The following is a 20742-nucleotide window of genomic DNA, read 5'->3' as shown; positions in this document are numbered from 1 at the left end:
AAAAATATTGCGTAAGATAGATTACATGAAATAAAGAAAAGAGCTGCTTAGTAACACAATGTTACCTCACAACTCATTTTCATTAGTTATCTTGTAATACTTTATATTGTGCTTTTACTAAATCATGATACTCTCCACCAATTTCCATTAAGCGTTGATGGTTACCTTGCTCAATAATCTCACCATGATCTAATACAAAAATGGTATCTGCTTCACGAATTGTTGATAAACGATGGGCGATAATCACAGCAGTTCTTCCCTTTAACAATGTTTTTAATGCTTGCTGTATCTTAACTTCTGATTCTGTATCTATACTTGCAGTAGCCTCATCTAAAATAATAATACGTGGATCCGCTAAAAGCGACCTTGCAAAGGATAATAACTGTCTTTCTCCAACCGATAATACATTTCCACGTTCTTCTACTTCTGTCTCATATCCATTTGGAAGACGCTCAATAAAGTCATTTGCTCCAATTGCTTCCGCTGCTTTCTTTACTTCTTCATCAGAAGCATCCGGCCTTCCAAAACGAATGTTATCCATAATAGTGCCAGAGAAGATGAAAGTGTCTTGAAGAACCACACTAATTTGGCTTCTTAACGCTTCAACTTTAATATCCTTAATTGGTATCCCATCTACAAAAACAGAGCCATCTGTCGCATCATAAAAACGACTTATTAAGTTTGCGATAGTGGATTTCCCTGAACCAGTATGGCCTACTAAAGCTACTGTTTCTCCAGCATTCATTTTTAACGAAATCCCTTTTAACGCTGGTCGATCTTCATTATAAGCAAACCAAACGTTTTCAAAAGTTACTTCCCCTTTAATGTTGGAAATAACTTTAGCATTAGGATTATCTTTCACTAACGGTTTCTCATCTAAGAATTCAAATATACGTTCAGATGAAGCCATTCCCATTAGAAGTTGATTATAAACCATACCTAATCGAGAAATCGGCTCCCAAAACATGCCTAAATAGAAGGCAAATGAAACGAATGCTCCTAGACCTAGTGAACCTTGTTGAATTAACGTTGCGCCATACCATATTAACACAGCCGATCCAATTGCATTGGTTAATTCTACCAGTGGTCTAAACATAGCATTCTTTTTAGAAGCAACTTGCCATGAATCATAACTCTCCGTATTGACTCCATCGAAGAAAGCCATGTTCTCTTGTTCCTGTGTGAATGATTGTGTTACACGAATCCCTTGAATACTCTCATTTAAATGAGAATTGAGTTTAGATTGTTTTAAACGTACCGTTTGCCATGACCTACGAATATTTTTACGTAGACTAGTAGAAATCAAAAACATTAAAGGTAAAATAACCATTACTGCTAGTGTTAACTCTGGGCTTAGTGTAAACAAAATAAAAACAATTCCTACAAGTAACACCATATCCATTAATAAGTTAATGACACCATTTGTAAACAACTCTTGCAAAGAGTTAATATCATTCATAATACGTACTAAGATGGAACCTGCTGAACGTTGATCAAAGAAACGATGTGATAAACCTTGGACATGACTGAACAAATGCTTACGTAAGTCATGTATTACTCCTTGCCCCAACATATTCATCCATCTGATTCTGTACACATTGGCTACATAATTCAGTAAATATAAACCTCCAATACCCGCCACTAAGTAGGTTAACAGTGTGAAGTCTTTGTTTTTTAAAGCAACGTCTAGCGTATACACACCTATTAAGATAGGAATAGCCAATCTAATAAAAGTAGTTAATAGAACAGTAAAAATAGAAAGTGGTAATAACTTTTTTGAATATGGCTTTAAGTAACTTAGTAATCTCCACATCTGCTTCCAGTTAAATGGTTTATCTATTGCTGCATCAATCGAATAATGGAACCTTTCTAAAACGGAAGGATGCACTTTTGTTTGTGACTGTTTCATTTAGCAACCTCCCTTCTACCTTCTTCTTCGATCATATCCTTAAATTGAATATCATAGATACGTCTATATGGTCCTGATTGGTTAATCAATGTTTCATGAGTACCCCTCTCTACAATACTACCTTTATCAAAGACTAAGATTTGGTCAGCTTGCTTAACAGAGGAGATTCTATGTGCAATGACAAAAGTCGTTCTGCCTTTCATTACTTCTTTTAATGCTTGTTGAATGGTATGTTCTGTTTCCATATCAACCGCACTTGTCGCGTCATCGAGAACTAGAATACTTGGATCCGTACAAATTGCTCGTGCGATAGCGATCCTTTGTTTCTGTCCACCTGATAAACCAAGTCCACGCTCACCTAACAACGTGTCATACCCTTTTGGTAATTCCATTATAAATTCATGTGCATCTGCTCTTTTTGCAGCCTCTATAATGTCTTCCATGCTTACGCCTGGTCTTCCGTACGCTATGTTCGATTTAATGGAGGAAGAAAATAAAAAGGATTCCTGCATAACAAATCCAATATTTTTGCGCAAAGAATTCAATGTATAAGCATCGGTTGGCTTTCCATCAATTAAGATACTACCTTCTTCGGGTTCATAATATCTTGCTAACAACTGAGTAACCGTTGTTTTACCAGATCCAGTGGCACCGATTAATCCGATGGTTTGACCAGGTAGTGCAGTGAAGGAAACATCAGACAATGCTTTTTCTTCATACCCATGATATCTGTGTGTCACATTTGTAAATTGTACATGCCCTTTTAACGATTCAACTTCTTCTGCATCTTTTGCATCTTGAATGTCTTCCTCAGCATCTAGAATTTCTAGAAGCCTCTCCCCAGAAGCTTTAGACTGAGAGAACAAGTTGATAACAAAACCTAAGTTTGTGATTGGCCATATGATATACCAAATTAAGGAATAGAATGCTACTAGCTCACCAAGCTGTAAAGAACCTTCAATTACTAAATAACCACCATAACCTAATAATAAAACGATGCTTAAGTTCCCTAACAGTTCCATTAAAGGGAAGAATTTCGCCCAAATATTCGATGTGGAAATGTAATTATCTTTATACGTACCATTCGAATCATTAAATTTACCTGTTTGATAGGACTCACGTGACAATGACTTTACCGTATTGATGCCACTAATATTCTCTTGAACGTTTGTATTTAATTGACCAAAAGATTTTCTAATAGATCTAAACGCTGGATGAACTCGCTTATCAAAACGATACACAGCGACTGCTAAAAATGGTAACGTAGCTAATGTAACGAATGTTAATGAAGGAGAATAATAGAACATTACTGCAAATGCAGATAGGATTAAAATAAAGAATCGGATTAGTTCTGAGAACCCAAAAGATAAGAAAAAACGGAATCCTTCAACATCTGCTGTTAAACGAGACATTAAATCTCCTGTTTTTGCATTATCATAGTAACGATAAGGTAAGTATTGAAGCTTTTTATATAGCTCATTTCTTAGACGATATACAGATGTAATCCCAAACATCTCACCTGTATATTGATACACAAATGTACCTATACCTTTCACAATCATAATTCCAACAAAACCAAAAGCTAAGTATGGAATTAAGTCATATTGTTCTCCTAAGACGACATCGTCTATTGTCATTTGAAGTACGATTGGATACACAACGGTAATACCAGTAACAAAAAACATGAAAATCAATGAAGTTATAAATAATTTTTTGTATGGCATATAGAATGACTGTAACCTTTTAAAAATCTCCATACTTTCTCACCCCCAAAAATACAATGTATACATAAATATAACGGCTTTCGAAATAAATTACCACAGATTTTTCAATATTTTTCTAAGAAAAGAAATTTTCAGACTTTAGGTGTAGTTGATATTTATGTTTATTCCTTTAAGAACAGGGAATAATCTAATAGTCTTTGAGTTGATACTAATATATATGTTACCTTATGTAGGTACTCGAAGTAGAAAGGATGGATAACAATGAATGATATTTTAAATTTTGACTGGCAAGGACTCCTGGTCATGATTGGACTGGGCTTATTAAAAGTTATCGGACTTTATATTGTGTTTGCCATTGTGAAAGCTGCTGGAAACAAGGTAATTGCCACTGCTTTTGAAAAGTATGAAGCAAAAGAAAACATCAGTAAAGGACGCGCGAAAACGTTAGCAAGTCTAACAAAGAATATATTTACATATGTACTGATCTTCGTCTTTTTTGTAACGGTTCTTCAAGTCTTCGGCATTCAAGTTGCTGCGATTCTTGCTGGTGCTGGTATTGTCGGTTTAGCGGTAGGGTTCGGTGCTCAAGGATTAGTTAGTGATGTTGTAACAGGGTTCTTTATTTTATTAGAAAAGCAAATGGATGTTGGGGACTATGTAACAACAGGATCTTTCTCCGGTATTGTGGAACAAGTAGGGTTAAAAACCACTCATGTTCGTGGATTTGATGGAACGTTACACTATATTCCCAATAGAGATATCACAGCTCTTTCTAACCACTCTAGAGGCAATATGCGTGCTTTAGTAGATATTGGCATCTCCTATGACGATAATATTGACCAAGCGATTGCTGTAATGCAAGAAGCATGTAATACTTTTGCAGCAAATGACAGTCGTATCGTAGAAGGGCCAAACGTGATTGGTGTGCAATCTCTTGGTGCTTCTGATGTAGTCATTCGTATTATCTCTAAAACACAGAATATGGAACAGTGGGCTGTAGAACGTGATTTACGTAAAACATTAAAAGAAACACTTGATGCAAACGGAATCGAAATCCCATTCCCACACCAAGTGTTCATTGATAAAAGCCCGTCTACAGAGAATCAATAAAAAGCAAAATCTAATAAATACGACTGCAAAGGGATTTACGCTCCAGGGAGACGCGTTCCGCGGGGCGGTGTCGAGCCTCCTCGTCGCTAAAGTACGCGCTCCTGTGGGGTCTCGACTTACCGCTTTTATCCCGCCGGAGTCGCCCCCTTCCGCTCCAATCCCTAGAGAAAATTTTAGTAACAAAAGCTCTGAATATAAAATGTTTCAAAAGCCAATTAATCAAGTTTTAAAAAAGATGTGCTATGAAAATAAGCACATCTTTTTGTTCTTTCAGCGTCTAATGAAATTCCATTTAAGAATGTACTATTATACCCTTCTCATATAATCAGTAAGCAACGACACCGCAAATGGGATTGCTTCTTCATTTGGATTTAGTTTAGCGTGGTGTAAACCAAATGGTGAATCTACTCCTAACCAAAACATGAAACCTGGGATGTCTTTTAGCATATAGCCAAAATCCTCCCCTGTCATCGCTTCTTTACATTCTATTAAAGTAGCACCTTCCCTTGCTTCTACAAAGTCCATGAATTGTCTCGTTGCATTCTCTTCATTGTTTACCTCATAGTACATACAACCGTAATCCACATCAATGGAACAATCATAAGAGATTTCTACACCTTTTAATAGAGTAGTTAATCTATTTTTCACTTTATGCATAGATTCGACTGATAGAGTTCGGATAGTCCCTTCCAATCTCGCTTCCTCGGCAATGATATTTTGAACCGTCCCAGCTGTCATTTTACCGATAGTAATAACAGCAGAATCCAGTGGATCCACATTGCGAGAAATGATGGTTTGAAGTTGCGTAATCAAGTTAGCAGCTACAACTACCATATCTTTTGTATGGTGCGGATATGCTGCATGACCACCTTTACCCGTCAAGTGAATAAATAATTCCGAGGTGTTTGCAAATAGTAATCCTGGTTTCGTCGCAATTGTACCAACAGGGTATTCGGGTGCAATATGAAGTCCCATCATTAAATCTGGTTTCCACTTCTCAACAATTTTTTCTTGCATCATTGGCTCAGCTCCACCTGGCCCTTCTTCAGCAGGTTGGAAAAAGAAGACAACATTATCATTAATCGGATTGTTTACAATATCTGTCAATATCCCCAGAGCGATCGTCATATGAAAGTCATGACCACAAGCATGCATGGCACCTTCATGCTTAGAAAAGAAAGGCAATCCTGTCTGTTCCGTAATTGGTAATCCATCAATGTCTGCACGATAACCAATTGTCTTGGAAGGATTTTTCCCATGTACCTTTACGAATATGCCAGTTTCCCATGGAACGATTTCTATTTTCTCACTAGGAAGGCTGTTTATATAGTGCAGTAAATAACGTTGCGTTTTAAATTCTTTAAACCCGAATTCCGGTATCTGATGAAGATCTCTTCTAATATCTAATAATGATTTCATGGTACCGCTCCCTAACTTGAACTATTTTTACTTTATATTACTACAATAACCAGCTGAGGATAAAACGAAAGCTGTCCACGTCAAAGTGTAAATCTGACATAGACAGCTTTTATAACTTTATACAACTGTAATTACTTACAGTTGACGAAGCTCTTGTTTAATTTCTGTTTTTGATTTTGTTTTCTCATCAATCTCTTTGATGACTTTAGCAGGAGTACCAGCAACTACTGTGTATGGTGGTACGTCGTTTACAACGATTGCTCCAGCAGCTACAACAGCACCTTTCCCAACACGAACGCCTTCAAGGATTACTGCATTTGCTCCTACCACTACATCATCTTCCACTATAACTGGTGAAGCAGAAGGTGGCTCGATAACACCTGCAAGAACGGAACCCGCACCAATGTGGCAGTTTTTACCTACAGTGGCTCTACCGCCTAATACTACGTTCATATCAATCATTGTACCTTCACCAATAACGGAACCAATATTGATAGAAGCACCCATCATGATTACTGCATTATCACCAATCTCTACTTGATCACGAATAATTGCACCTGGCTCAATGCGAGCTTTGATGTTTTTCATATCTAGCAAAGGAATTGCAGAATTACGACGGTCGTTTTCAACCACATAGTCTTCAATTTTTGAAGCATTAGTTGTTAATGCTTCTTGAATTTCAGCCCACTCACCAAATACAACTGCAGAATCTCCACTTGGGAAAACTTTTGCGTTCTCACCAAAAGAAAGTCCTTCTAATTGCCCTTTGACATATACTTTTACAGGTGTTGATTTCGTACTATTTTGAATAAAAGAAATAATTTCATTTGCATCCATCATTTTCATTGATGTGCCTCCTCATAAAATGCTATGTATTCTGAATCATACTTTAACAAAGGAAAGAGTAAATGACAAGCAATCTCTATTCTTGAAGAAAAGATTGGACTGTATGTACAAATACTTGTACTTGTGGTAACTCAAACGAACTTTCATACCCAATGAGCCACGTATCACGTTGAATAGGTTCCTGCTTCTCATCTAATAACGGTGTTTTAAATACCGATTCCTCTGCATTATGCAATGTAATAGAAGGTAAAATTGCATAACCTATTCCGTTATACGCAAGTTGTTTACACGTTTCAATTTGATCTACTACAATTGTTTGCTTGGGTGATGATTGATAGAGTCTATGCCACCAGTCTTGAATTTCTCGAAAATAGGTAGAATCGCTCTTAAACTGGATGAAGGGTCTCTCCGTAATAGACAACTCTTCTAATGATGTTAACTCTTTGTCTACTAAATAAAGAGAGTCTTTAAATAAGTGTATTTTTTGACCTTTCCAATCTGTAGTACCTCTTACAATCGCTAGGTGTACATCCCCTTCATAAATAGCTTTCATCATCTCACTACTCCATCCAGTTAAGAGAGAGATCTTTACGTGAGGATACTTATGAACAAATTGTTTAAGTGCTGAAGGAAGCCAGTACTGACCTACTATAGAAGCACAGGCAATTTTTAGTGTTCCGTGTACGCTAGATTGAAGTGTTTGCAATAATTCTTTCGCATTTTGTTCATCTTGCAAAACATTTCTTGCATGTTGAATCACAATTTCTCCTGCAGGAGTTAACGTTAACCCTTTTGGCGAACGAATAAACAAACTAGTTCCCCACTGTTTTTCTATTGTTTGTAATCTTTGAGACAAAGCAGGTTGTGACACAAATAATCTTTCTGCAGCTTTTCTCATATTACCTTCTTCCGCAAGCACTGACAGAAAAAAATGCTCTGGATGTGTCATAGTTCCTCCCTCTCTTTTCTCCTTCTAGGTAAGAAATAGATAATAATAATAGACGTTAATGCAAAAAGTAAAAGAATGTTAAAGACAGTTCCTAGAGCTACTTCTAGTCCTTCTCCAATCGCTGATAACTCAAGTGCACTAAACTCCGATGTACCTTCTCCAAACAATACATTTACCCCTTCAAAATTTGTAATACCCGCATCCTTTAAGTAGCGTAATAATTGGAAGTTAACAATACCCCCAAAAAATGCTGCTCCAATGGTATTTCCTAAATTACGCATAAATAAGTTGGTAGCTGTAGCGACACCTCTTTTTTCCCAACCAACTGAATTTTGAATAGTAACGATAAAAGCCGTTGAAGTAAACCCCATTCCTACTCCAATAAAAAAAGAACTAAAACCTGCATACAAAGGACCATAGGTTGGCTCCATAAAAAAGAAGAGTAACGTACCTATTAAAAGTGCACCTCCACCTATCATAGAAGTAGTAAAGTAACCTAAACTTAAAAGCAATCGACCTGCTATTGTTGCAGCAATAGGCCACCCAATGGAAATAGCTGTTAAAGTAAATCCTGCTACCGTTGGACTTTTCCCCATAACACCTTGAACATAAGTGGGTAAAAAAGTAGATAAACCAATCAATAATAATCCCGAGAAAAATGAAACTTGGTTTGCAATAAAAATGGAACGATTTTTCCAAAGTTCTACTGGCATCATAGGATCCTTTGCTTTTCTTTCGTGTAGAAGGAAAACACCTAATAAGACAAAAGAAAAAATTAGTAACAGCCAAGTAAGACCAGAATTCCACCCCCATCTTATCCCACCATCTACGATCACATACATAAATAGGCCAAGAGAAAGAGTTAACAATATTGCACCGAGTTTATCTAGATGGATACTTTCTTTTTTATTTGTTTCTTTTAAGAACACTAGAACAATAACTAATGATACAATCCCAATAGGAATATTAATAAAAAAGACAAACGGCCAGCCGATACTTTGTACAATTATGCCACCTATAGCCGGCCCACTAACAGCTGATATCCCCCACACACTAGACAAATAACCTTGAATTTTAGCTCTTTCCTCTGGTGAATATAGATCGCCTACTATCGTAGTAGCTATTGGAAGCACTGCACCAGCTCCAATTCCTTGTAGAAATCTAAATGCTATTAGCATCGGCATACTAGAAGAAAAGCCACAACCAATACTCCCTAATAGGAACAATACTACCCCTATGGTGAAAATCGGCTTTCTACCATATAAATCAGAAAGTTTCCCGTAAATTAAGATAGTAACTGTATTCATTAACAAATACGCAGAAAATACCCAGCTGTAATATTGAAATCCACCTAAATCACCCACAATAGATGGCATAGCAGTCGAAATAATGGTTGCTTCTACCGCTCCCATAAACATAGCCAGCATTACTGCAGCTAATATAAGTGGTCTCTTAGATGATTGGTTTTGTTGGTTCAAGTCGTTCACTCCTACTCCCGTTTCTTTTCGTAAATCGAAATAGTTTATTTTCTATATTACCACAATGAACTATTACTTTTGATAGATTTAAGCCTATCCATCTATGGGCACTTATGATAGGAACAGTAAAATAAGGAACAGTTACAATCCATCATCTTGCATTAAAAAAGAGCTAGTTTAGAAAGGAAAAACCCTTTCTAAACTAGCTCTTTAAGCAATTTACATAACGGACGTACAATTATGTAATGTATGAAAAATTATGCAGGATTAACTTCTTCCTGAACGATTTCAAAGATGTCAATCGATGCCATATCGATATCGTCAAATTGATATTTTTGAGCAGGCTTATCGTCTTCAAAAACCTCTACTTCAAATGTATCATTGTTTGGAAAATACTTAACTTGGCAAAGTGTTTTTCCGTTTACTTCAAAACGACGTTGTTGGACCTCTCCCGTTTCTTTCGCATCTTGCATTACTTTTAAACGTTGGATGATCCCCATTAATTTCGACATGCCTAAAACTCCTTTCAATTTCGCTCCACTAACAAAGGTGGGAGTTAATACGATTAGTCTTCCCTACCACTGAAAAATGCAATCACGAAATAGTGCATTTCTCTATTAGGTGAGCTACCTTCTTTGCTATTATAGAGGAAGTAGGAAGGAATGGAAAGGAAAAATACATAGCATTCGTCATTCCCCTGTTAAGTAAAGTTCACCTTCTATACATTTCATTAAAGAAAGGAAGAAAAAATTTGACTATTATTGTCTATTCACAACCAGATTGTCCACCATGTCAATTGGTGAAAATGTACCTAAATGATAGAGGAATAAAATTCACAGAAAAAAATATTCGTGAAGACCAACAAGCGTTTAAAGAAGTAACGGAAATCTATCGTGCTTCTTCTACACCTGTAGTAGCTGTAAATGGAGAAGCTGTAATAGGATTTGATTTAGAAAAATTAACATCATTACTAGAACGAAATAGTAAGTAAATAATCTTTTAAAGTGGAACGATAACTTTGTTTATGCGTTCCATTTATTTTTTCTAGAAGTAAGTCTTGAATATCTTCTTCTGTTAGTGTGCTAGACATTTTACTAATTTTATTATATTGATCGTTTGTAAGCCACACACCTACATGCTGCCCCTGAAATTGTTGTGTGATTAAGTCATCATTAGTCACTGGCTCATAAAGAATACAGTAGTCCTCGGTTTCAATAACTTCTGTTGATGAATCAAACCGAAAGTAAGGTACATAGCCAGGGGCGAAATCCGTTCCTTTTGTGAACCATCCTTCAACAGTTTCTACAATGTTGTTATGTAAAAATACATCAGACTCTTCTCTAGTAAAATGAATATCTAATGTATTGTATACTTCTTCAAGTGTTTTCTTACCTTGGTTTAAAGAAACTTGAGCGTAAAAAGCATCGTCTACTTTTTGTTCTAGTTGGCTTCTGTTACATGCAACTTCTTTGCTTTCTTCAAGACTTACTCCAATCAGACTAGTGTATAGATGAACTGCTGCAAAAATTGTATGCATGTATGACACCCCTTTTTCATAATGTCTTCATTGTAACAACCAACCAATGTCGAAAGTACATAAAGCGTTCGTCTAATTCCTTTGTTAAACGTATCTATTCGACAAAAAACCCACATTCTAAAGAATATGGGTTTTACATATCGGTGATTACCATGTAGATGATATAGAGAATAACTAGCAGCGTTGCAATCGCCATACTAAGGAAAACGGGATTTCTTATATAAGCGTGTTCTTGAACTTTTTCAGGGATGTCGTGATCTACTTCTCCCTCAAACGCCTCTTCTTGTTTTCCTACTTTCCAAGAATAATAAAATGCATACCCAGCTAGCCCAATACTAAGAAGGATAAGAATCCAAATAAATTGACTCAAAGCCTCCCTCCTTTCTTCTACTTACCTTGTGTTACAAGCAATAGAATTATGCAAAAGAAGAAAGTAATAAGTAGTCATGTTCATAAAGATACTCATAGGTTAAATCAATAAATAAGAAAGTGGATTGGCCAAGTGGAAAAGCAAACGTTCGAATCCATTCTCCTGTTTCGATATCAGAATAAAAGTCTGAGACCATTCCTGTCTTCTCACGGTTCATACGTAGTATTTGTGTAAGAAAATACGGTCTCCAGCTCCAGTTACGGCTTTTGTACTCTTCCTTTAGTATCCAAACACCTTCCTCTTTTTCAATGTTTGATGAAAGTTGAAACCCAACTTCGTTACAGGCATAAAAACGAAAAGCTTCTTTTGTAAAATGCTGTGCTAATTGGAATATCTCATTGTCTAAGGCTTCTAGATTTACTGGTTTTGACACGATATTTCTCAGTTTATCGGAAAATTTATCGGACCAATCTTGAACCGTTTCTAAACGTTTTCTCTCTTGTATTGTAAATCTCCCTAACGCTTCTTGAAGAAACAACTTCGTCAAGTCTTCTGTCACAATGGAATTCAGTTTGTCCCCTAGTAATGACCCTTGATAATACCTTCCACCATACCGCCAAGCTTCCTGTAATTGATGTTCTTGTTCGATTTTTTCAAATGCTAGTGCAGCACCAATTTTTCTGGCATGTAAGGTGATGGTATAAAGCATGTCTCTTAACGCTTCTGTAGACAATTGTTGGCGCAACAATGGTAAGTCTAATTTCATCGTATTCGGCTGAATTTGAGTTAGTCTGTCTAGTTGGCCACCTCTAATACCAACTTGGCTTATAGAAAGTCTATAACCGTAAGTTTTAAGATAATTTAATAAATGCTCCACTTTTTCAAAGTTAGATTGAAGATCGGGCTCTTGAATTTCAATAATAATTTGGTCAAATTGAATAAATGAGGAATCGTCTACTAGTTGTGTAAAAGCTTCATAATCATCATGAAGCAAAACATCAATAGTGTTTTTGAATACAAAAAAACCGCTGAAATTATGTACTTCCATTACGTGCAATGCTTTCTTTCCAATTTCCATTGATGCATCAAATCGATATTCTGTTGGGATGGTATCGTCTAAAAAAAATGCATCAAGAGCATACTTAGTCTCGTCTTGCTTAAAACAGTTAAAAACCTCGTATCCTACGATGGTTTGTGCATCTGCACTATAAATGGGTTGTAGAGTAGGGAAAACGTTTTCTAAAGAGCTTATAACGTCTAATGGATCTAACATACTTTCACCACCTACATATGATATTTTTTCTATTTTATCATAGATCAAATGGATAAGTAGTAGAACAGATTCTTATTAGGGTCACTTATACAAAAAAAGAGATCAAGACAAAACCCAAAAGTGACTGCACTGGGATTTCCGCTGCAGGGGGCGACTCCAATCCCCAAGAATTATTCTGTAAAAGCAGTAATTCTGCAGTAGCTTTAACTAAAGTTCAACGCCAAAAAGGTACATTCGTTTTTATGAATGCACCTTCCTGAGACATATTCCTTATTCTCTTAATACTTATTAAAACGGATGAGGGTTTAACCATTGGCCCCCATCCATCGTGATACATTCGCCATTAATGTATGCAGCCTGATCTGAGAACATAAATGCCGCGAGTCCTGCAATTTCTTCTGGAGTTCCTAATCTTTTTAATGGAACACTTTGCAACGTTCTTTGTGCTGCCGCTTCGGATTGGAATAGTTTATCAGCGCCTCCAGTTCTCTCTATAGGACCAGGTGCAATAGCATTTACTCTAATTCCATACTGTGAACCCCACTCTACAGCTAACGTTCTTGTTAGTGAAAGAACTCCTGCTTTAGCTGCAGCTGAATGTACAACTCCTGCCCCTGCTCCCCAAGCGTATGTAGCTACCATGTTAATAATTGCGCCTTTTTTCTTTTCTTTAATCCAATAGTTCCCTACTTCTCTTGTACAATAAAAAGTTCCATTTAAAACAATGTCAATGACAGCATTCCATCCATTTACAGATAACTTTTCTGCATGACATAAGAAGTTACCAGCAGCATTATTTACTAAATAATCAATTGTACCGTAAGTTTCGACTGTTTTGTTCACTGTATATTCAATGTCTTCTGGATTTCTTACATCCATCGTTATAGTTAGAACCTCTCCATTGATGGACTCTTTCGCTTTTTCTAACCTTTCCTCATCTCTACCTGTAATGACTACTTTTGCCCCTTTTTCAGCAAATTCCTTCGCCATCCCTAGTCCCATCCCACTAGATCCACCTGTAATTATAACGACTTTCCCCTGCATCGTCATACACCCCTTAAAATGAATGATTGTTCACTCATATTATATCATAAAATCGAACAAAAAAAGCTAATTCAAAAGAGTTCTTCTTAAGAATTAGCTTTTCGTCTATTTATTCAGGTGAATTCATAATCATTTCATGTAAGGAAGTAACACATTTTACAACTGTTTTCTTCCGATTAATTCCCTTTTCCGTAACGGTGATATCGTTTAAGGAAGCCTGAACGTATCCAGAGGTACCAGATGATTGAAAACCATAAATGGAGATTCGCATCATCCCATTTGTGGTAGGCACATAAAGTATTTCTAACACATCACCAGATTTCATGTCACGTCCCCCTTTTTATAAGAAACATTTCCTAAAAACTCTTTACACACGTTATAATTATTATCATATGCAAAAATTTTAGGAGAAGTATTGTTAGTGTATGCTCTTTTTTCCAAAAGGTCAATTATATATCATGAAAGAGGCTCTTATGTTAAATAAAAAAAATCTTTTTCTTCTTTTTATCCCTTTATTTCTTTCTATAAACGCTTTTTTTGCTCTTTACTTATTCCCTAATAACGTTGTATTAGAAGAAGTTGATGTGCAACACCCTTCTATTCCTACGTCATTTAATGGCTTTAAGCTAGCTCAAATCAGTGATTTACACTTAGGATTTTACGATTCTGATTCACAGAGAGTTCAATTACTCCAAATGATTGAAAAATCGAAACCTGATGTCGTTGTATTTACTGGCGATTTATTCGATAATCCAGATGATCCAATGATACCGATCGATACAGCAATTAACTTTTTGTCTTCCATCGAAGCACCTTTCGGAAAATATGCAGTATACGGCAACCATGATTTCGGTGTCTCTAGTAATGGCTTATATGAAGAAATAATGAACCAAGCAGGTTTTACAGTATTAATAAACTCAAGCGAACCTCTTACACTTCTCAATGGAGATAAGATTTTTATTGCTGGGTTAGATGATATTATGTTAGGACTTCCCGATGTCAATAAAACGGTGAAAAACATCCCAGAGGACGCATTTTCCATACTTTTAGCCCATGAACCTGATATTGCAGATGTTATTGCAACTACCTCCATTTCCATGCAACTTAGTGGACACAGCCACGGCGGACAAGTAAGAATTCCTTTTATTAAACCAATTATTACTCCTCCAAAAGGAACGAAATATGTGAATGGTTCATACAACATTGAAAAAGAAGATGATGAAACTTTGTTACTTTACGTGAATAGAGGAATAGGTATGACTAGATTACCAATCAGATATTTTAGTTTCCCAGAATTAACACTATTTACACTTCGAAATGCTTCCGCTCAATGACTGTAAATGAGACTTGGAGCATAGTCATCCTTAGAGTTCATGCTACTAAATACTATATAAAAAGCTGTTAAGAAGATTATTTAGAATAATCTTCTTAACAGCTTTTACTGTAATTGCTTAGATTCTTTCTTGTACTCTAATAAAAATGCCTCTGTTTCCATAGACCCTTTTGGTTTACTAAAGAAATAACCTTGTGCCTTCTGACAATGGAATTTCTTTAAGAAGTTTACTTGCTCTTCTTCTTCCACACCTTCTGCTACTACTTCCAAACCTAAATGATGAGCTAAATGAATGATTGTCTGCGTAATGGCAGCATCTTTTTCGTTTCTCATCATTTCACGAACAAAAGATTGATCTATCTTTAAAATATCTATTGGAAATCTTTTTAGATAGTGTAAGGAAGAGTATCCTGTACCAAAGTCATCAACTGATATTATTATTCCTGTTTCCTTTACTTCTTGAAGGACAGAAACCATTGTTCGAGTATCCTCCATGGCTCCTTCCGTAACTTCTATTTCAAGAGAACTAGGTTCAATAGAAAAATGCTCTAGAGCCCACTTTAAATGTCCAACAAAATCAGACTGAAAGAATTGTTTAGGAGAGATATTTATTGCCACCCTCGTATTAATTCCTTTATTATTCCAACTATTCAATTGGCGACAAGCTTCTTCAATCACCCATCTACCTATCGATAGGATTAACCCTGTTTTTTCCGCTAATGGAATAAACTGCGAAGGAGGAACCATTCCAAATTTGCCATTATTCCATCGGAGCAATGCTTCAAAGCTTTCAATGTCACCAGTAATAAGATTCACTTGTGGTTGATAATGTAAACTTAGTTCATCCATTTCTATCGCTCTACGCAAATGAGATTCTAGCATCACTGCATTAGAGAATGACTCGTTCATTTCTGTATGGAAAAATCTATAGTGCGCTCTTCCTTTATCTTTCACTTCATATAAAGCATGGTCCGCATGTTTAATTAGCGTTTCAGCGTCAGTACCATTAGTTGGATACAAACTTATTCCAATAGATGGTGATAAAAATATTTCTTGGTCATTGATAACAAAAGGTTGTTCAAATATCTCATTAACTAAATTCGCTGCTCTTTCTGCTTCCTTCATGCCAGCTGCAGGGACTAAAATAATAAACTCATCTCCGCCTTGTCTATATACTTTCATCTCTGAATGAACAAATTTTACCAATCTGTCTGCAATTTCTCTAAGTAGCGAATCACCTTTTTTATGACCAAAAGCATCATTAATGTGTTTAAAACGATCTAAATCCATATACAATAGCGCAAAAGGATGTTGCCCGTTAGAAGGTGACATATTTTTTTGCAAGTCTTCTAGAAGTGCTTTTCTGTTCCAAAGACCTGTAAGGTGGTCATGCAGAGTCATGTATTCAATTTTTTCAGCTTTTTCTACCTTTTCTGTTTCGTCTCTTAGAATCACATAAACTCCAACGACATCTCCATTAACCATAATGGGGACAGTCTTAAACTGAATGGTTTTCACCTTGGTTGGACTTACCTTGCACTTGACATCCGAAATAACCGTAATTTCCCCATTCTTTGTTCTTTCTACTGCTTTTGCAACTTCTTCTTTATCATTCGTGTCCAAATATTCATGTAAAAAATTCTTTTGAGAGTTGTCATGGAATTGTAGTATTTTTTTAGCTGAATCATTTGATTCTGTAATAACCCCATCAAAATTGATTGCAATAACACCATCATCGTTATGATCAACAAAAGATCTAAACCTCTGCTCAGAGTCTAGCAATAATTGCTTTTCTTGTATGCCTTTTGTGACTTCTCTAGTAACCGAGACAACAAAACTTCTACCTGGTTCAATGTCTGGTAGAAACGTTAACTTTGATTCATAGAATCTACTCGATTCTCTTTCCTGCATTTCATCTACGTATGATAAGTTTTGCTTTGTTTTTACAACTTTCTCATACACCGTCTGCATTTCTTTTGCAAGATCGTGTGGTAATACTTCTTGAAAAGTTTTACCAATGGAATCAGGGCTTAGTCCAGCATGAATTAAGCCATACTCGTTAACATAGGAATAGGTAAACCTATAGCCGTTATGTACTTCCATTAAAAACACCATATCAGATAAATGCTGATCTAAAATATATAGGATTATTTTCATAATTCCATCTGATTTAGCTTGCGCGTGTTGAGCTTGATCCATAAGCTTCCACCCATTCTTGTATGTGCTTTGAACAGAGATGTTCTGATTCTTCTATTCTACTAATACATCCTACCTCTTGACTATATCATATTAAAATTTTTGACGATTTTCGTCAATTTTTAGGCAAAAAGAACTACTTTATGTTAAATTATTGTATTAAAATCACAGCTAGTTGCTTTCCTCCTAAATAAAAAACGAAACTCCCTATGAGGTGTACAGTACAAATATATATCGCAACAACATATTTTCTCTCTTCAAGAAAGTGAACCATTTCCATTATTAAAGAAGAAAATGTCGTAAGTGAACCACAAATCGCCGTACCTACGAATAGGCTTGTAATAGTGGAATTGTCCATGTAGGATAGCATACCGAAAAGGGCAGATCCTATGAAATTAACTAATAATAAGCCAATTTTTATGTTTAAAACATCCATCGTTAATTTCGTTACTATTACGTGTCTGATAAACGCTCCTATTGCTCCTCCTGTTGCTATAATAAAAATCATTTGACAACCCTTCTTCCAATTGCCTTACCTAAATAGACTGCAGAGAGTCCAAAACATATATGAAAGCAAATCCAACTAAATAACTGTATGTAATGTGATTCTTGGAACCAGTAATAAGCATCTCCCATTAATGCACTCATTGTAGTAAAACTTCCACAGAAACCAGTCAAAAGAAAGGCTTTTTTCCCGTTAGACAATGTCACACTGGATAAGAATCCGAAGAATAGGCAACCAAGTATGTTAACAAACCAAGTATTAAAGAAAGACGGAGTTGTTATAAATACCGAATACCTCAATAGAGCTCCTATAGCTCCACCTAGCATTACTAATAAGGAAATATTCACTTTTTCACCTTTTTCTAGACGTTTGTACTGTCCTATTGATAGGACAGGCGCAACGAGCTAATTGTACCATACGATATACGAGATAGAGAGGAGGTACAACAATGTATCGACATTATCCTATGCATTACATGAGACACGCTCAACAAGACCAACGTTTTATTGGTTTTGGTCTCTTACCATTTCTAGCAGGTGGTTTAGGTGGATTCGCAGTAGGCTCTTTGCTTACTAACCGTCCATGTTGTGGTCCATATGGCCCTTATCCATACCCACAACCATACCCTTATCCTGTGCCGACACCTTACCCAATGTATCAACAAGGACAAATGCCAGGCTATCCAACTGTTACAGAGAATGTGAATATTTATACTGGAAGATAAGAAAAAGAACAAAAGAACTGTAAGATCCTCAGTTAAGAACGGACCACGTCTCGTGGTCCTTTTTAACTGATCTCAAATCACTTAGAATACTAATACATGAGTGAATATCAAACTAACAAAAACAGGTACATTCCTTAAGGAATGTACCTGTTTTTCCCTATGCAGTCACTTATTTGTTTGTTACGCAGTATTTACCTAATTCTCTATTCCTCATCCTCTTTCACAATATATGCTTCTCTCATCAACTCTTCTTGACTATTAAAACGTCTCTCATTCAACAGAGGTCTCACATATTGATACACACCATCAGGGTTTTGTTTTCTTGCTTTTACATTATCCTTTAACATGTAGTGACATAATTCCATAATTCTCTTTTTAATCTGTCCCTCATAAATAGGGAACAAGATTTCTACTCTCTTCTCCATGTTTCTTGTCATCATATCTGCAGAGCTTAAATAAAGCTTTCCTTCTCCACTATGATGAAAATAATAAATCCTACTATGTTCTAAGAATCTACCCACAATAGAAACAACACGAATATTGTCACTAACACCTTTAATTCCAGGCCTCAAACAACAAATACCACGAACAATTAAATCAACCTTCACTCCACATTTAGATGCTTCATACAACTTCATAATCAATTCTTTATCTGTTAAGGAATTCATCTTTGCTAAGATATACCCATCCCCATTTTGACGATGGCAGTCGATTTCTTTATTAATTAGCTGAATAAACTCATCTCTTATATCAAATGGAGCGACTACAAGATGATGAAAATGAGGTTTTTCGGTATACCCACTTAAATAATTAAAAAAGTTAGTGGCATCAATACCAAATTTTCGTTTACTTGTTAGTAAACCCATATCTGTATATAGCTTGGCTGTCTGGTCATTATAATTGCCTGTTCCTAGATGAACAAAACGCTCGATGTGTTGATTTTTCCTTCTAACAACTAAAGTAATTTTACTATGTGTTTTCAAGTACGTCATACCATATATAACATGGCAGCCAGCCATCTCAAGTTCTTTTGCCCAATGAACATTATTTTCTTCATCAAACCTCGCCTTAAGTTCCACTAATACCGTTACTTGTTTTCCATTTTCCGCTGCTTTTTTTAACGCGTCAATAACTGGCGAATCTCCACTCACTCGATATAATGTCTGTTTAATTGCTAATACATCCGGGTCCTCTGCTGCTCTTATAACAAAATCTAATACTGGCTCAAACGATTCATATGGGTGGTGTAAAAAGACATCGTCTTTTAATAATTTTTCAAATAGGTTTTCGTCTGGTAATAAATCGATAGGACGTTGTGAAATAAACGATGGATACAATAAATGTTCTCGGTAAGGTTGTACAAGTTTAATAAAGGAGAAGAGACTTGTAAGATCTAATGGTCCATCAATTTCATAGAGATCATTTTTATGGACTTCGAGTTCATCTAGTAAATAATCGATCATTTCTTCGTCCATTTCACCAGCTCTTATCTCTAAGCGAACAGCCGCTCCCCATTTTCGTTTTTTTAGCTCTTTTTCAATCTCTAACAGTAAATCCCTTGCTCCTTCTTCATGAATCGTCATGTCAGCGTTTCGTGTAATACGAAAAGGACTTACACTAACTACGTCATATCCCTTAAACATCTTCCAAACAAAATGTGCAATTACTTCTTCTAACAACACATACTCTTCACTGGAGTCGTTTGTCGGGATAGAGATAAAACGATCTAACACCGCTGGAACTTGTACTATCGCAACCTTTCGTTGAAATTGTGGTTCTTCTTCTTCGTCGTTTAAACAAACGACTAGATTAAGACTTTTATTCAGTAACATCGGAAAAGGTCGATAGGCGTCAACGGCCATTGGTGTTAACACAGGGAACACCTGCTCATCAAAATAAGACTCTAAATAGGATTCCTGCTCCTCTGTCACGGATTTCATTTTAATAATGTTTACACCTTCTGCTTGCAGTTCAGGCATGATTACCGATTTAAGAGTAGTATATTGAAGTTCAACTAACTCATGTGTTTTTGTTGATATAGATGAAAGTTGTTCTTTAGGAGTCATTCCTGCCTTATTCTCTGGTTTATTGTAGCCTGCTTTCACTTGATCTTTTAGACCAGCTACACGTACCATAAAAAATTCGTCTAAATTCGAACTAAAAATTGCCAAGAACTTAAGCCTTTCCAGTAAAGGATTCTCATCATCATCTAATGCTTCTTGTAGTACACGCTCATTAAATGCTAACCAACTTAACTCTCTATTGTTGTAAAAAATGGGGTTGGAGAACTGCATGTCTAAACTTAATTTTTCCACTATTGTTCAC

General features: G+C 36.1%; 20 protein-coding genes. 4 read left to right on the top strand and 16 right to left on the bottom strand.

The window, feature by feature from the left end; translation table 11 throughout:
• Positions 1 to 82: 82 nt before the first annotated feature.
• Both G8O30_RS04045 and G8O30_RS04040 read right to left on the bottom strand, forming a co-directional pair.
• Entirely contained in the window at positions 83 to 1909 is a 1827-nt protein-coding gene (locus G8O30_RS04045; RefSeq protein WP_239673709.1) for an ABC transporter ATP-binding protein, read from the bottom strand.
• The gene (locus G8O30_RS04040) at positions 1906 to 3666 is read right to left on the bottom strand and encodes an ABC transporter ATP-binding protein (RefSeq protein ID WP_239673708.1); all 1761 of its coding nucleotides are present in this window, start codon (positions 3664 to 3666) and stop codon (positions 1906 to 1908) included. The genes G8O30_RS04045 and G8O30_RS04040 overlap by 4 nt, the downstream gene beginning before the upstream one ends.
• A 228-nt stretch (positions 3667 to 3894) precedes the next feature.
• On the opposite strand from G8O30_RS04040, the gene G8O30_RS04035 reads away from it, so the two are divergent.
• Positions 3895 to 4743 (top strand): mechanosensitive ion channel family protein, encoded by an 849-nt coding sequence (locus G8O30_RS04035; RefSeq protein ID WP_239673707.1) that lies wholly within the window; start codon positions 3895 to 3897, stop codon positions 4741 to 4743.
• A 306-nt stretch (positions 4744 to 5049) separates the two neighbouring features.
• Here G8O30_RS04035 and G8O30_RS04030 read toward each other — a convergent pair whose 3' ends face one another.
• The 5 genes from G8O30_RS04030 to G8O30_RS04010 all read right to left on the bottom strand — a co-directional run bounded on the left by G8O30_RS04030 (position 5050) and on the right by G8O30_RS04010 (position 9947).
• Positions 5050 to 6162, bottom strand: coding sequence for an N-acetyldiaminopimelate deacetylase (locus tag G8O30_RS04030; RefSeq protein ID WP_239673706.1), 1113 nt, complete (start codon positions 6160 to 6162; stop codon positions 5050 to 5052).
• Positions 6163 to 6297: 135 nt separating this feature from the next.
• Positions 6298 to 7008, bottom strand: a complete 711-nt coding sequence (gene dapD, locus G8O30_RS04025; protein ID WP_239673705.1) for a 2,3,4,5-tetrahydropyridine-2,6-dicarboxylate N-acetyltransferase — start codon at positions 7006 to 7008, stop codon at positions 6298 to 6300.
• Between the two features lie 76 nt (positions 7009 to 7084).
• Positions 7085 to 7957, bottom strand: coding sequence for a transcriptional regulator CcpC (locus G8O30_RS04020; RefSeq protein ID WP_239673704.1), 873 nt, complete (start codon positions 7955 to 7957; stop codon positions 7085 to 7087).
• A complete protein-coding gene (locus G8O30_RS04015) occupies positions 7954 to 9444 on the bottom strand; it encodes an MDR family MFS transporter (RefSeq protein WP_420844593.1) in 1491 nt (496 codons plus the stop codon). Before G8O30_RS04015 ends, G8O30_RS04020 begins: the two co-directional genes overlap by 4 nt.
• A 248-nt stretch (positions 9445 to 9692) precedes the next feature.
• Positions 9693 to 9947 carry a YkuJ family protein gene (locus G8O30_RS04010; RefSeq protein ID WP_239673703.1) on the bottom strand — a complete coding sequence of 85 codons (255 nt, stop codon included), beginning with the start codon at positions 9945 to 9947 and terminating at the stop codon, positions 9693 to 9695.
• Between the two features lie 239 nt (positions 9948 to 10186).
• Here G8O30_RS04010 and G8O30_RS04005 point away from each other — a divergent pair, with 239 nt between their 5' ends.
• Positions 10187 to 10426, top strand: coding sequence for a glutaredoxin family protein (locus tag G8O30_RS04005; protein ID WP_239673702.1), 240 nt, complete (start codon positions 10187 to 10189; stop codon positions 10424 to 10426).
• On the opposite strand, the gene G8O30_RS04000 is transcribed toward G8O30_RS04005, so the two are convergent.
• From G8O30_RS04000 to G8O30_RS03980, 5 genes are all read right to left on the bottom strand, one after another.
• Positions 10406 to 10972, bottom strand: a complete 567-nt coding sequence (locus tag G8O30_RS04000) for a DUF3993 domain-containing protein (protein WP_239673701.1) — start codon at positions 10970 to 10972, stop codon at positions 10406 to 10408. The genes G8O30_RS04005 and G8O30_RS04000 overlap by 21 nt on opposite strands.
• A 133-nt stretch (positions 10973 to 11105) precedes the next feature.
• A complete protein-coding gene (locus G8O30_RS03995; RefSeq protein ID WP_239673700.1) occupies positions 11106 to 11342 on the bottom strand; it encodes a hypothetical protein in 237 nt (78 codons plus the stop codon).
• Positions 11343 to 11388: 46 nt separating this feature from the next.
• Positions 11389 to 12615, bottom strand: coding sequence for an EAL domain-containing protein (locus G8O30_RS03990; RefSeq protein WP_239673699.1), 1227 nt, complete (start codon positions 12613 to 12615; stop codon positions 11389 to 11391).
• A gap of 288 nt (positions 12616 to 12903) precedes the next feature.
• Complete coding sequence (gene fadH / locus G8O30_RS03985) at positions 12904 to 13659, bottom strand: 2,4-dienoyl-CoA reductase (protein WP_239673698.1); 756 nt, start codon at positions 13657 to 13659, stop codon at positions 12904 to 12906.
• A gap of 109 nt (positions 13660 to 13768) precedes the next feature.
• Entirely contained in the window at positions 13769 to 13984 is a 216-nt protein-coding gene (locus G8O30_RS03980) for a hypothetical protein (RefSeq protein WP_239673697.1), read from the bottom strand.
• A 148-nt stretch (positions 13985 to 14132) separates the two neighbouring features.
• Here G8O30_RS03980 and G8O30_RS03975 point away from each other — a divergent pair, with 148 nt between their 5' ends.
• Positions 14133 to 14993, top strand: a complete 861-nt coding sequence (locus G8O30_RS03975; protein WP_239673696.1) for a metallophosphoesterase — start codon at positions 14133 to 14135, stop codon at positions 14991 to 14993.
• Between the two features lie 104 nt (positions 14994 to 15097).
• Here G8O30_RS03975 and G8O30_RS03970 read toward each other — a convergent pair whose 3' ends face one another.
• The 3 genes from G8O30_RS03970 to G8O30_RS03960 form a co-directional block, all read right to left on the bottom strand.
• A complete protein-coding gene (locus G8O30_RS03970; protein WP_239673695.1) occupies positions 15098 to 17191 on the bottom strand; it encodes a bifunctional diguanylate cyclase/phosphodiesterase in 2094 nt (697 codons plus the stop codon).
• Between the two features lie 148 nt (positions 17192 to 17339).
• A complete protein-coding gene (locus G8O30_RS03965) occupies positions 17340 to 17696 on the bottom strand; it encodes a fluoride efflux transporter FluC (RefSeq protein ID WP_239673694.1) in 357 nt (118 codons plus the stop codon).
• Positions 17693 to 18040: a fluoride efflux transporter FluC gene (locus G8O30_RS03960; RefSeq protein WP_239673693.1), complete on the bottom strand. Its 348-nt coding sequence runs from the start codon at positions 18038 to 18040 to the stop codon at positions 17693 to 17695. Before G8O30_RS03960 ends, G8O30_RS03965 begins: the two co-directional genes overlap by 4 nt.
• Before the next feature lie 101 nt (positions 18041 to 18141).
• Here G8O30_RS03960 and G8O30_RS03955 point away from each other — a divergent pair, with 101 nt between their 5' ends.
• Positions 18142 to 18417 (top strand): hypothetical protein, encoded by a 276-nt coding sequence (locus tag G8O30_RS03955; protein WP_239673692.1) that lies wholly within the window; start codon positions 18142 to 18144, stop codon positions 18415 to 18417.
• Between the two features lie 203 nt (positions 18418 to 18620).
• On the opposite strand, the gene G8O30_RS03950 is transcribed toward G8O30_RS03955, so the two are convergent.
• Positions 18621 to 20711 (bottom strand): RNA degradosome polyphosphate kinase, encoded by a 2091-nt coding sequence (locus G8O30_RS03950; RefSeq protein ID WP_239674484.1) that lies wholly within the window; start codon positions 20709 to 20711, stop codon positions 18621 to 18623.
• Between the last annotated feature and the right edge of the window lie 31 nt (positions 20712 to 20742).

Source organism: Mangrovibacillus cuniculi, assembly GCF_015482585.1.
Taxonomy (GTDB): Bacteria; Bacillota; Bacilli; order Bacillales; family R1DC41; genus Mangrovibacillus; species Mangrovibacillus cuniculi.
This window is presented reverse-complemented; position numbering and strand designations above follow the sequence as displayed.

What these genes read in the sequence shown, in the direction of transcription:
- G8O30_RS04020 (WP_239673704.1), bottom strand. Translation starts at nt 7,957, where the DNA reads ATGACACATCCAGAGCATTTTTTTCTGTCAGTGCTTGCGGAAGAAGGT.
- G8O30_RS03990 (WP_239673699.1), bottom strand. Translation starts at nt 12,615, where the DNA reads ATGTTAGATCCATTAGACGTTATAAGCTCTTTAGAAAACGTTTTCCCT.
- G8O30_RS04040 (WP_239673708.1), bottom strand. Translation starts at nt 3,666, where the DNA reads ATGGAGATTTTTAAAAGGTTACAGTCATTCTATATGCCATACAAAAAA.
- G8O30_RS04045 (WP_239673709.1), bottom strand. Translation starts at nt 1,909, where the DNA reads ATGAAACAGTCACAAACAAAAGTGCATCCTTCCGTTTTAGAAAGGTTC.
- G8O30_RS04030 (WP_239673706.1), bottom strand. Translation starts at nt 6,162, where the DNA reads ATGAAATCATTATTAGATATTAGAAGAGATCTTCATCAGATACCGGAA.
- G8O30_RS03980 (WP_239673697.1), bottom strand. Translation starts at nt 13,984, where the DNA reads ATGAAATCTGGTGATGTGTTAGAAATACTTTATGTGCCTACCACAAAT.
- G8O30_RS03965 (WP_239673694.1), bottom strand. Translation starts at nt 17,696, where the DNA reads ATGATTTTTATTATAGCAACAGGAGGAGCAATAGGAGCGTTTATCAGA.
- G8O30_RS04035 (WP_239673707.1), top strand. Translation starts at nt 3,895, where the DNA reads ATGAATGATATTTTAAATTTTGACTGGCAAGGACTCCTGGTCATGATT.
- dapD (WP_239673705.1), bottom strand. Translation starts at nt 7,008, where the DNA reads ATGAAAATGATGGATGCAAATGAAATTATTTCTTTTATTCAAAATAGT.
- G8O30_RS04010 (WP_239673703.1), bottom strand. Translation starts at nt 9,947, where the DNA reads ATGTCGAAATTAATGGGGATCATCCAACGTTTAAAAGTAATGCAAGAT.
- G8O30_RS04000 (WP_239673701.1), bottom strand. Translation starts at nt 10,972, where the DNA reads ATGCATACAATTTTTGCAGCAGTTCATCTATACACTAGTCTGATTGGA.
- fadH (WP_239673698.1), bottom strand. Translation starts at nt 13,659, where the DNA reads ATGCAGGGGAAAGTCGTTATAATTACAGGTGGATCTAGTGGGATGGGA.
- G8O30_RS03975 (WP_239673696.1), top strand. Translation starts at nt 14,133, where the DNA reads ATGTTAAATAAAAAAAATCTTTTTCTTCTTTTTATCCCTTTATTTCTT.
- G8O30_RS03955 (WP_239673692.1), top strand. Translation starts at nt 18,142, where the DNA reads ATGTATCGACATTATCCTATGCATTACATGAGACACGCTCAACAAGAC.
- G8O30_RS03950 (WP_239674484.1), bottom strand. Translation starts at nt 20,711, where the DNA reads ATGCAGTTCTCCAACCCCATTTTTTACAACAATAGAGAGTTAAGTTGG.
- G8O30_RS03970 (WP_239673695.1), bottom strand. Translation starts at nt 17,191, where the DNA reads ATGGATCAAGCTCAACACGCGCAAGCTAAATCAGATGGAATTATGAAA.